The 10,882-nt window shown below is 51.5% G+C and carries 17 protein-coding genes; all 17 read right to left on the bottom strand.

From position 1 onward, the window contains the following. Positions 1–319 precede the first annotated feature (319 nt). Positions 320–1,135 carry an ABC transporter substrate-binding protein gene (locus ACPLUI_RS03495; RefSeq protein ID WP_424658890.1) on the bottom strand — a complete coding sequence of 272 codons (816 nt, stop codon included), beginning with the start codon at positions 1,133–1,135 and terminating at the stop codon, positions 320–322. Positions 1,136–1,151: 16 nt separating this feature from the next. Then, positions 1,152–2,174 (bottom strand): CobW family GTP-binding protein, encoded by a 1,023-nt coding sequence (locus ACPLUI_RS03490; protein WP_424658889.1) that lies wholly within the window; start codon positions 2,172–2,174, stop codon positions 1,152–1,154. A 15-nt stretch (positions 2,175–2,189) separates the two neighbouring features. Continuing rightward, entirely contained in the window at positions 2,190–2,489 is a 300-nt protein-coding gene (locus tag ACPLUI_RS03485; protein WP_424658888.1) for a hypothetical protein, read from the bottom strand. 14 nt (positions 2,490–2,503) lie between these two features. Further along, a complete protein-coding gene (locus tag ACPLUI_RS03480) occupies positions 2,504–3,475 on the bottom strand; it encodes an AAA family ATPase (protein ID WP_424658887.1) in 972 nt (323 codons plus the stop codon). Further along, on the bottom strand, positions 3,451–3,720 hold the full coding sequence (locus ACPLUI_RS03475; RefSeq protein WP_424658886.1) for a hypothetical protein: 270 nt from the start codon (positions 3,718–3,720) through the stop codon (positions 3,451–3,453). Before ACPLUI_RS03475 ends, ACPLUI_RS03480 begins: the two co-directional genes overlap by 25 nt. 85 nt (positions 3,721–3,805) lie before the next feature. Beyond that, positions 3,806–4,021: a hypothetical protein gene (locus ACPLUI_RS03470; RefSeq protein WP_072869511.1), complete on the bottom strand. Its 216-nt coding sequence runs from the start codon at positions 4,019–4,021 to the stop codon at positions 3,806–3,808. A 79-nt stretch (positions 4,022–4,100) separates the two neighbouring features. Further along, the gene (locus ACPLUI_RS03465; protein WP_424658885.1) at positions 4,101–4,985 is read right to left on the bottom strand and encodes a TIGR03905 family TSCPD domain-containing protein; all 885 of its coding nucleotides are present in this window, start codon (positions 4,983–4,985) and stop codon (positions 4,101–4,103) included. Positions 4,986–4,988: 3 nt separating this feature from the next. Next, the gene (locus ACPLUI_RS03460) at positions 4,989–5,294 is read right to left on the bottom strand and encodes an HUIPC motif thioredoxin-like (seleno)protein (protein ID WP_424658884.1); all 306 of its coding nucleotides are present in this window, start codon (positions 5,292–5,294) and stop codon (positions 4,989–4,991) included. 37 nt (positions 5,295–5,331) lie between these two features. After that, positions 5,332–5,490, bottom strand: a complete 159-nt coding sequence (locus ACPLUI_RS03455) for a hypothetical protein (protein ID WP_424658883.1) — start codon at positions 5,488–5,490, stop codon at positions 5,332–5,334. Between the two features lie 107 nt (positions 5,491–5,597). Continuing rightward, positions 5,598–5,909 (bottom strand): thioredoxin family protein, encoded by a 312-nt coding sequence (locus tag ACPLUI_RS03450; protein ID WP_424658882.1) that lies wholly within the window; start codon positions 5,907–5,909, stop codon positions 5,598–5,600. Further along, a complete protein-coding gene (locus ACPLUI_RS03445; RefSeq protein WP_424658881.1) occupies positions 5,906–6,235 on the bottom strand; it encodes a thioredoxin-like protein in 330 nt (109 codons plus the stop codon). Before ACPLUI_RS03445 ends, ACPLUI_RS03450 begins: the two co-directional genes overlap by 4 nt. Then, positions 6,232–6,636, bottom strand: a complete 405-nt coding sequence (locus tag ACPLUI_RS03440; protein ID WP_424658880.1) for a hypothetical protein — start codon at positions 6,634–6,636, stop codon at positions 6,232–6,234. Before ACPLUI_RS03440 ends, ACPLUI_RS03445 begins: the two co-directional genes overlap by 4 nt. A gap of 111 nt (positions 6,637–6,747) precedes the next feature. Further along, complete coding sequence (locus ACPLUI_RS03435; RefSeq protein ID WP_424658879.1) at positions 6,748–7,683, bottom strand: uroporphyrinogen decarboxylase family protein; 936 nt, start codon at positions 7,681–7,683, stop codon at positions 6,748–6,750. A 355-nt stretch (positions 7,684–8,038) separates the two neighbouring features. Next, the gene (locus tag ACPLUI_RS03430; protein WP_424658878.1) at positions 8,039–8,722 is read right to left on the bottom strand and encodes a corrinoid protein; all 684 of its coding nucleotides are present in this window, start codon (positions 8,720–8,722) and stop codon (positions 8,039–8,041) included. Between the two features lie 118 nt (positions 8,723–8,840). Then, a complete protein-coding gene (locus ACPLUI_RS03425) occupies positions 8,841–9,515 on the bottom strand; it encodes a cobalamin B12-binding domain-containing protein (protein WP_424658877.1) in 675 nt (224 codons plus the stop codon). 115 nt (positions 9,516–9,630) lie between these two features. After that, positions 9,631–10,413 carry a helix-turn-helix domain-containing protein gene (locus tag ACPLUI_RS03420; RefSeq protein WP_424658876.1) on the bottom strand — a complete coding sequence of 261 codons (783 nt, stop codon included), beginning with the start codon at positions 10,411–10,413 and terminating at the stop codon, positions 9,631–9,633. A gap of 125 nt (positions 10,414–10,538) precedes the next feature. Beyond that, the coding region (locus ACPLUI_RS03415) for a hypothetical protein (RefSeq protein ID WP_424658875.1) at positions 10,539–10,882 on the bottom strand (344 nt) is incomplete at its 5' end.

Here is a 10,882-nt window from a genome sequence, read left to right as displayed (position 1 = left end):
CCTGACTATTGTCTCACAACCGACGATCCATTTATGTCGCTTTTTTCCATTTACCCCTGGAAACAAGCTTAGTTTGGTATGCGCTTTTTTGGAAAATTTTCTTAGAAATTTTGGCCCTTGGATCTTGACATATTACCGTAAGGCTTTTTTGAAGTGAAACTAATTGCTGGAGATTAGTATGTTTACGACCATTGCACACCTACTAAACTTTTGGCAACAAACAAAACCCTCAACAAAACTGTAAATTAATCCCCCCCCCAGCGCAAGATTCTTTTCTTCAACGGGCAAAACAGCCCCGTGAATTGTTTATTTTAGCCGGTTAGCGGACGAAAACTTTTTGCAACAGTTGGGCCACCTTCTCCATCCCGTCGATCAGGCGTGGTCCGGGCCGGCACAACCAGTGGCAGGGAACGGCATGGACGCATCTCTTCTCGACCGCGTGAACCCCCGTCAGCAGGGGGTGGTTCAGCATGTCTGCCACATCCCGTACACAGGGGCGTTCCGGCAGGTCGCAGCCCGGGCACCTTTTTTTTAGCGGTTCACCGGAAACCCGACCGCAGACCAAAATCACTTCCGGGTTAAACTGACACACCGCATCCCTGGAAAGCCAATAGGCAGCTTGGTGCTTGGGGGCGGGCAAAAGATCCGCCCCGGCCACTCTCAGGGCGTCATACTGGCAGGAAGCCGGTCCGGGCGTAACCAGGGTCTTCTCACCCATGACAAAAAGAACCCTCATACGAGAACGCCGTGCAACCTTTTCGCGGAGCCCGGCTACTCTGGCCCTGAACGTGGCCACCGTCGAACGACCCGCTTCACCGGCCCGTGTCATGCGCACTATCTCTTCCATTCCCTCGAGCAGTTCCGCAACCCGGCGGGGTGCAAAGTCAAAAACCGTTAGGCCCGCCCGGCGTAGCTCCTCTACGCAACCCCGGTGTATAACTCCCCCGGCCAGAACCAGGTCGGGCCGCAACGATATAATCCTGTCTACGTCCGGACGGTTAAAAAGACCAACCTGTTCTATACCCGTTGCCTGTGGTGGGTAATCACAGTGGGCGGTAACCCCCACCACCTGCTCGCCAAGCCCCAGGGCGAAAAGGGTTTCCGTATGACCGGGTACGAGCGAGACAATTCGCATAATTACCTCCCGCGAACTACCGTTTTTGAAAAAATTCCTGGCGGTTGATTTCCCCTGTCTTCACAAAGTTAGAAGCGCCCATAAGCTTTTCCACTGCCGGCATAATTTGCGGCGGGGCAATAAGGACCAGCACATTGATCTGGTTCTCCTTCACCGGTACATCTTGCATCTCAATGGTGCACTGGCCCATCACATAGTTGTACAGGTGAAGCCGATCCTCTATTTGCACAAAGCCCTTCACCCGGAGCACTTCCCGGGGTAAACGGACGGTCATTTCCAGGAGATCGGATCGCGTACCTCCTTTCCAGAAAAAGGATGCAGACATTAACGGGTCCGGAGGTGTAAGGGATTCATGAATATCGGACAACAGCTCTTCGACATACCGTTCCAGTTCCTCTTCGCTCATTGGCCGCCCCAGTTCATACCTCGCACCTTCAAGCGGCTGATCCAGAGATAAAAGCTCAGCCACGTTTATATCGGCATATGTTGCCTCGTAAAAGTGGGGAGCGGGGTGGTACTTTTTGACGAGATTTTTTATTTCTTCAACCTGCTCCCGGGAAGCCAGGTCGATCTTGTTGATAATAAATCTCGTGGAGGAGGATATCTGCTTTTCCACCGAAGCATAAACCTGGAAGGCATCCAGGAAGTTGGCTGCATCGATAATGCAAAACTGTTCTTTAAACCTGAAACAGCCCTTAAATATGGGCAGGTTAAGGTCCTTTTTGAGGTCAACCGGATTGGCCACGCCGGTAGATTCAATCAACAAAATGTCCGGCTTGATTTTTTGGGCAATCTCGTACAGACCCTTGATAAAATCCGTTTTCACGCAGGCGCAAAAGATGGATCCTTTGCTAATTTCCAGGATATCCAGGTCTTGACCAGCCACCAACGTACCGTCAACGCCAATTTCACCAAACTCATTCATCAAGATCATTAATTTTCGATCTTTGGGAAATTGGCAAATGAAACGGTTCAAGAAAGTGGTTTTGCCACTGCCCAAAAAACCGGTAATGAGATAAACATCTGTGGATTCAGCCATGGTTTACCCCCCTGGCTATAATTCATACAATGGTATTCCTTTTTGGTCCCCACCCTGCAGTTGCAAAATGTTATGACAGAATTTACACACGGCCAGGCTTTCTCCCGGTTGCAGTTCACGCCAGATCCTGTCGTAGAGATCGATATTCGTCTCCCCCAGTTCTTCTACCTTCAGTTCTTCCGGAGGATCCAGCGGCCTGACGCGGTCGTTTTTGCCGCAATAAGGGCAGATAACCCCAAACAAAACCACGTCTGTCCTGGGGAGCCCCAACGTAAGGACTAAATTCCTGAATTGTTCGATGGTTTCCACTTTCATACTCATCGCCCCTCTTAACAACAACATTTGTAAGCCCTTAAGATACGTTCATCCATGTCAAAATAGAACTTCGCGTAGGAAGTACCGTCCCTGCGAGCACGAATCCCGTGCAGGGTATCGGCCAGTTCAATAGTACTTCGCAAGTGGGTGATCATGATCAGCTGCCTTTTCCGGGCCAACTTCTTGAATAACTGCTGCATATGGTGGTGATATATCCAATCCAGGGCTGGCTCTACTTCGTCCAACAGGTAAAAGGGGCTCTGCAATTCCTCAAAAAGGGCCAGATTGGCGGCCAGCGAACAGATGGTTTTCTCACCGCCGGAAAGAAGGAGCGGGTTCTTTCTTCCTTTTCCAGGAAAAACGACTTCAATGGCCAGGCCGGAGTCGCCACCAGTATCAACCAGGAACAGCTCGCCCCCTCCCTCCGGGACAAGCATGCTCAAGAAATTCTTGAAATGGGCGTTAATCCTGCTGATTAGATCTCCATCCACCTTTTCATTGAACAGTACTTTCACATATCTAAACCGATCTGCGGGGCCCAGCTGCAGAAAGCTTTCCACCTGCCCCTGCCGGATCACTGTTTTTGTAACATTTTTCAGCCCCAGTTCGGTCAATTTCTGGTAATAACCTGCAGCCGTCAGCTCAATCCCGTCACAAAAGAATTCTTCCGTTCCCTGGCGGCGGGCCTGCCGGGCCAGCTTAACCTGCGGAGCTTTTTGATCCTCACCCAGCTTAATGGTCAGGGCCACCCTGGCCGTTTCCGCCGGAGGGTATTCCTGAGACCCGCTGAAAAACAGATCCCCATATTGCTGGCAGCGCAACCGCTGCAGATCGCTCTCGCCCACGGCCCAGGCAATGGCATCCAGTACATTTGTTTTCCCCACGCCATTATTACCGATGATTACTCCAATGCCGGACTTAAAATTAACCACTGTTTCCGTGGCGTAGGATTTAAAACCGGTCAAGGTGACTTCCTGCAAATACACCGGGCTCCCCCCCTGCATCTTCCCCATTGAAAATTATCTTTGCATCTTAAGATGGCAGCAATCAACTCATCCTGGGAAGGTATGGTGGACTCATAAACCACTTCGTTGTTCAGGGCAATGGCAGGTATGACCCTGGCCCCCAGTTCCAGTTTGCGGTTGATTCCTTCCAGGCTCTTCACATTCCAGATTAAAACCTCAATTCCGTCCTGTATTTCCTGCGGTAAGGCCCTTACCGCTTCGGCCATATACGGCCCGGACGCTCACTGGTCGGTGAGCAATACCTCCACAAAAACCTTTGACATAATATCTTCCCGCACCTCCGCGCCAGAACTAACCGGCATATCTTGCTTTAATGGCCGCGATCAAATCCTCCTGCGGCGGAATAACGGCTTCAAAGACCAGTTCGTTGTCCAGGGCAATGCTGGGCAGGGATTTTGCTTTTAACTCCAGGAAACGTTTAATCCCTTCCCGCGTCCTCATGTCCCACTCGTGAACCTCGATTATGTCTTTAATTTCCTGCGGTAAAGCCTTTACCGCTTCCGCCATGTAGACGCAGGCCGCTCATTGCCGGAAATCGGTCAGCAATACATCCACCAGCACCCGGCGCACATCGCTTCCCTCCCCGCTAAGCCTTCACCGTTTCAACGGAAACTTGTAATCCTTCCCCCACCCACTCAAGTAAGGCGTATTTAATCTCGCCGTCCTCTTTTACAGCACCCACGTTAATGAAGTCCACTTTGCCCAGGCGCACATGTTTCCACTTATTGGTAAAAGAAAAGAGAACCACATCAACGGAAAACTGTTCGGTCATGGTTTCCAGCGCGGCAAAAACGGTCTCATTACGCAAGTAGTCGGATAGATTGCTCACCATGAGCAATTCCAGGGAATAAGGGGCGAAATCCGAAAAACCGCTTAATTCCTGGATAAAACCGCTATAAAACCCCAGGACACGGTACCGGCCCAGTTGAAAACGCAGATAGAGGGGTGCCCGCCGGAGAAATTCCCGATTCTCCGGTTTGGTACAGGGGAGAGTACGGTCAAATGGGCCCTGTACAAAAACCAACTTCTCCCTCCGCGCAAGTTCAACCACACCGTCGTTGTCACCTGCTGGACCGGTAAGGTTGCCCAGGCAAAAAACAGCTTCAGCAGGCTGGCGCATCGCTACCTGCAGTACCTCAACATTTCCGTTTACCTCGGCAATCACCGCTACCCTTTGATAGGACGCTGGAGCCTCATAGACGGTAATCGGCTCCTCTTCCCTGAGCTTCCCCTCCCGGGCCAACTGGATGGCCTGGAATAGCTGGTCGGGGCAGGATGTGTCATTCCGGCATTGAATTCCTTTCAGGAGGGGGAGAACTTCACTTAGCTCCCGGCCCTCCAGCAGACGGCTGATAAGCTGGGCGTTACCCCGGCAGCCCCCGCCCACAAACCTTACGCCGGTCAGGATATTCCCCGCCAGTTGAAAGTGGATTTCGGGCGGACAAATCCCCCTGGTCTTGTATATATACATGACCTATTCACCTGCCTGTAGTAAGAGCCCTTGCAGGGTCCTTTTTAGCTCTTCCACCGGCGGTGTGGTGCTGAAATACAACCTTCCGTTAATGAAAATGGACGGGATAGGAGCCGGCCCGCCCAACCCTTCTGATAGCTCCTTGTAACGACGGCCGCCCGTTTCCTGCCGGAGGTATACCAGTTCCAGCTTAACCCCGTCCCCCATATCTTCTATGGCCTCTTCCACGGTTTCAAGCATATAAACGCAAGGTATACAGTGGTCGCCTTCATAAATGATTTCGATAAGGATGGGTTTCAACTTTTTCACTCCCCAGGCCTGCCTTTACACTGCCGTTGGTAGGCTTTTACATGATCCCGCATTCCCGCAGGGCGGCCACAACCGTTTCCCTGTCGGGACACACGCCCATGATTCTGACCAGGTCGCCCACAATTATAGCCGGGGTAGCGGATATTTTCAGTTCCTCCAGGCGAGGGGTCGGTCCCCTGTGAATAGTAACGACCATATTCCCCCTCCATATTCGCCGGCCACTGCCTCACAAAGTTTGATTATCTCCAGGCACCCGGGACAAGGAGGATTCCTATTAAAAACATCCATTCTTACAGTCATTCTCTACACCCCGGCTTCTTTCTGGATGATCTCCATCAACTCGGATTCTTTCAGCACCCTGCCCACGGCTACCGTTTTGCCGTTGACCACCACCGTCGGGGTGAGCATGACACCGTATTTTTGCCCCAACTCTGAAAGGGCGTCATGTTTCTCCACCGTCACCTCTCCCTGAGGAAATTGGGCCGCCGCCTGCCGGGCCTCCCTTTCGGCCTGCAGGCATTTCTGGCATGGAGGTGAGGTGCCAAAGACCAGTATCTTCACCCTGTTTCCCATTTTCATCTTCCTTTCGAAACCGTGCCCGTAATCCCCCGTCATTCTCCGTTCCCCCTGCGGCAAATGAAATCTTCGATGCTCTGCGCCAGTTCCTCCACCGACGGTATGCGGTCAAATACCATCTCACCGTTAATAAAAATAGACGGGATGGGTGCGTAACAGTGTAGCTTTCTCACATCCTCCTCCCCGTACAGGGAAACGGAAAGCTCATAAAAACGCCGGGCGCCGTCTTTTTGCAATATATAAACCTTTTCCCATTTCACTTGATGGGGGAAAAGGGGGATCACAGCCTCCACCACCTTTGCGGCATAGTAACATGAAAGGTTGTGATCCCCCGCGTAGATTAGCTCCAGGCGCAACGACTTCATTCAACTGCAGAATCCCTTCTGGTATGAAGACCGGCGCCCGCTTTTTCCAGGTTCTCTTTAATCCGGTCGAAATCAAAGCCTTTGTCCCGTAAAGACAGTATGCGCTCGCGCATCTCGGGAGTTGGTGCCCTTTTCGCCAGTTCATCAATCAGCTCTTCATACTGAGGAATAACACTCTCGAAAACCAGATCGCCTTCAATGCAAATTGTAGGCAGTACCCGGCCATTGAGCTCCAGGAACTTCTGAATACCAGACTGGTTTTTAATAGACCATTCCTTATATTCAATCATCTCCTGCACATCGGGGGGCATGGCCGCAATGGACTCCATCATGTATCCACAAGCGGCACACTGCACGCTGTCCAGGGTAAGCACGTCAATCTTGATTTTCTGCTCGGACATATTTTACCCCCCTTACCAGGACTCGGGATACTTGGCATAGTACTTTTCAAACCATTCCCTGGCCTCCAGGATCTGCTCCATGTGTTCCAACGGAACATCATAGGGCATATCTCATCCAGGAGCAAAAACATAACCGTGTGTACCACCGGCAGCCAGGCTGACAATGGCATCCTCCCGCGGTGAAATAATCCCCAAGGACATGGCCAGGGTAAGCTTCAGGTTGCCGCCAAAACCAACCCCGTATTTTCTGGCCAGGTCCCGCACAAAAGTCAGGTTTAACTGCTCGTCAATGGCAAATCCGTGGGTACCGATCTGACAAACGGACTCCAACACCTTTGTGGCGTCACCACAGATAAAGAAGCTGGATGTCTTTCCTCTTTCGTGGATCACATTTATGGCTTCCTGACAGTAGGGAGTAACAAACTCCTTGAAAGTTTCGTTCCGGATCTGCGATGCCACCGGGTCTACGATGGCGATAATATCACAGTCCATGTCGCAATACATTTCCACGGACTTTTTCACGACCTGAGCACAGAACTTTAATACCCCGTGAGCTCTTTCCTTATTCTTGACCACATCAGTAAAGATACGCACACCGGCCAGATGGCTGGCCAGAGTGAGCGGCCCGCAAGCAAGACCCATCAAAGCACAGTCCATTTCGTCCAGCTGAGGTTTGGCAACCCTGGCGGCCTCGAAAAGCACCGGCCAGCGACCGTCGTTTGGACCGGGAACCTTCAGACCTGCCTCCTCCACGCTCTTATCGGACAATGGGTGAGATTGAACAGACGGAACGTTGTCCTTCCAGTATTTGATTTCCAATCCCATAGACTCCGATTCTACGGAAAGATCGAAAACCAGGGGTATCCCGTCAGCCTTATACTTCCTGGCCGTTTCAACCACGCCTTTGGCAAGCAATTGCGGGTCTTTTAGAAATTTGTCCGCAGGTTCGCCAATCACAAAGGCACAGTGAACACCGGCATAAGGGACCCATGGCGCCCTCGGAGTTCTCTTCCCCCGGATGGCATCAATTAACATTTGCTTCGCCACACCTTACCCCCCTCGAGATAAATTTTCCTGGTTCATTTCTGCCTAATTTAATTCGTAATTTTATTAATCTTCCACCCCCTCTTACCTAATCAGATAAATATCTCACCTTCTGACCGGCTGGCCATCTACAACAAGAGTTTAATGAAGTTCAATTGATATGCTCTTTAGCTAAACTTCGGGCAAAAGAAAACTTTTTTGTTATCTTACCAGGTTGGAAGCTGGATGTAAATTTCTTAGCCATTAATTGCAATTAGTAGCCGTCCAAAGGTCGATTTCCAACCCCCAAAGGTTGTCAGGCATTTCTTTTTCGAACGTAAATCATCTTACGGCGCGAAGATGCTCTGGCACCCCCATATCATCCCGCGGTAAACCCGGCGAGGTGGTTCCTGACCGCCACCAGCAGGTCAATGGCCGCTTTTAAAGCCCGGGGGGCATTGGGAGCGTAACCGTCCGCTCCCCAGCGGGCAGCCACGTGTTCGGTAACCGGCGCCCCGCCCACCATAATCCGCACCCGTGGATTTTCCTCTTTCAGTCTGGCAATAATGGGCTTCATTCTGAGCATGGTGGTGGTCATCATGGCTGAAAGACAAACCAGATCCGGTTTTAGCCTCCTGTATTCCCTTACAAAGGTCTCCAGGGGAACATCCCTCCCCAGATCATAAACCTCGAAAGAGGAAGCCTCAAACATCATCTTCACGATGTTCTTGCCGATGTCATGGATGTCCCCTTCCACCACCCCGATGAGCACCCGTCCCCTGACGCCCACGTCTTTTTTGACCACGTGCTCCCGCAGCAGCTCCAAACCCCGGTAGAGAGCATCAGCGCACAAAAGCATCTCGGGAATGAAATATACCTCTTCTTCATAAAGACGGCCCACTTCTTCAATTCCCGGCACCAAACCATCAAAAATAGCCCTGGTGGCATCCATGCCCACTTCTATGCATTCCCGGGCTGCCTCCACCACAGCCTCCTCATCGAAGTTAATTACCCCTTCCCGCAGGTGCCTCAGGAGTTCTCTCTCCTTTTGCAAGCAAAGCACGCTTCATCTACCTCCATCCAGCACATCTTCCACACCAGAAACACAGGCAACGCTATATGAGCAGAATATTTTGAAATTTCGACGACCCCTCGCCCAGTTCTTCCCCACCACTCCGGGGTCAATAATTATGACAGCTGTTCTTGACCGAAAGCATTATTTCTACAGCCTTTTTTAAAGCCTGGTGCGCGTTGGGGGCATAACCGCTGGCCCCCCAGCGCCTGGCTATACAGTCGCTTAAAGGGGCGCCCCCGACCATTATTTTTACCCGGGGATTGCGTTCCCGCAGCACCTTGATCACTCTTTTCATTTCGGTCAGGGTGGTGGTCATCATGGTGGAAAGGCAGACAATATCGGGACACACTTTACGGTGTTCGGCCAGGAACCTGTGCAAAGGCACATCCCGCCCCAGGTCGATTACCTCAAAACCGGCCCCCTCCAGCATCATCTTGACCAGATTTTTGCCAATATCATGGATATCCCCTTCCACCACCCCGATGATCACCGTACTTTTAATACCCAGGTCTTTTTTTTCGACGTGCTCCTTAAACACCGCCAGCCCCCGGTATAGTACCTCGGCACAGAGGAGCAGTTCGGGAATATAGTAAACTCCTTCCTCGTAGAGCCTGCTGACCTCCTCCATCCCGGGAACCAGACCCTCGAAGATGGCTCTGCGGGCATCCAGACCTTCACGAAAAGCTTCTTCAATGGTGGCAAGCAGTTCTTCTTCGTTATGTTCCACCACCGATTTTCTCAACCTGGCCAACAAGGACAATTCCCGCTCCGGCTCCAGCACCCACCCCCACCTCCGGACCTTTAACTTTATCCTAAAAGAGAACCAAATCATTGACAACAGCTAAACCATGAACCGTCCTATTTTGCCCTTGAAAGGTAGGCAGGAAAAACCATCGTCAAAGCAGGTGACGGTTTTGTTTGAAAAATTGGATAAAATTCAGAATATATTTTATTTCATTGGCGTCAAAATCCCGTACTGCCCGTAAAACCGCCTGAACGTTAGGGTCTCCCAGGGTTTCCAGAACATCAGGATTAAGCGTGGCCAGGAGATCCTCAACGTCCTCCTGTTTCATCAAAAAGTAGCTGACTGAAGTGTTGAGAACTCTGGCTATTTTTTCCAGGGTATCCAGCAGGGGGGTGGTCTGTCCATTTTCAATCTGGCTTAACAACCCCGGGGAAACCCCCGCCTTCTCTGCCAGTGCGGCTACTGTTAGTCCCTGCTTCTGCCTCAGCTTTCGCAAACGGTAGCCCAGGCTATCGGGACGATCGGCCTGGTCGAGGAAATAGCGAATGGTTACATTCAGAGCTTCGGAAAGTCTTTTCAGGTCCTCTAAATCCGGAGCGGCCTGCCCGTTTTCAAATTTTTCCAGTAAGGACGGGGGTAGTTCGCTGATTTCCGCCAGGTCCTGAATGGAAAGGCCGCGGCTTTCCCGCATAAAGCGCAGTTTTTCCCCGGTAACCGTATCATCAGTGCTGCCTACCAGGTAACTTACTGAAACATTGAGAGCTTCACTGATCCTCTTCAGCATGGGGATGGAAGGCTTGCGGATTTCCCTCTCCACCGCACTGAGGTAAGAGGGGGAAATTTTTAACTGGTTGGCCAGTTCGGTCAGTGTAATACCTCTTTCCTTACGAAAGTCCCTGATTTTTTGTCCCAGACTCATCCGTTCACCCTCCATCCTGTTAGAATCCACCACTTATCACCGGCGACTTTGATCGAAATCATAGCACAGGCCGCGTTGAGATTCAAGCAGACTTTCATAACGAAAAAAATAAAAATCCCCCGCCGGGGATTTTCACGTGGTCAATTCCTTTTGGTAATGGCCCAGCCGGGAGGGGGGCCGACATAATCGCCAGGTGCAGTATAAGCCGGGGGACGCCGGCGGTTCAAGCCGGCCGAACGGGAAACCCCGCGCTTCCGGTCGCCACCACTTTCAGATAGACCCCGTGGTTCCTTGTGCAGGCAATCTAAAAGAGCAGAGGTAAGCTTACCGGCGGCCAGGGTAGAACCGATAACCAGCACCTTACTCCCGTCAAAGCGACCCGTTACAGGCTCAAGAGAAACAGCGGAAGGGAGAAAATCCAGGCGCAACCATCCTTCTTCGCAGCAAAAGATACCCTTGGCCCGTACTATTTCACCAATGTGCG

The organism is Desulfofundulus sp. (assembly GCF_049701015.1).
Taxonomy (GTDB): domain Bacteria; phylum Bacillota; class Desulfotomaculia; order Desulfotomaculales; family Desulfovirgulaceae; genus Desulfofundulus.
The sequence above is the reverse complement of the archived record's forward strand: the minus strand, read 5'-3'. Positions and strand labels throughout refer to the sequence as shown.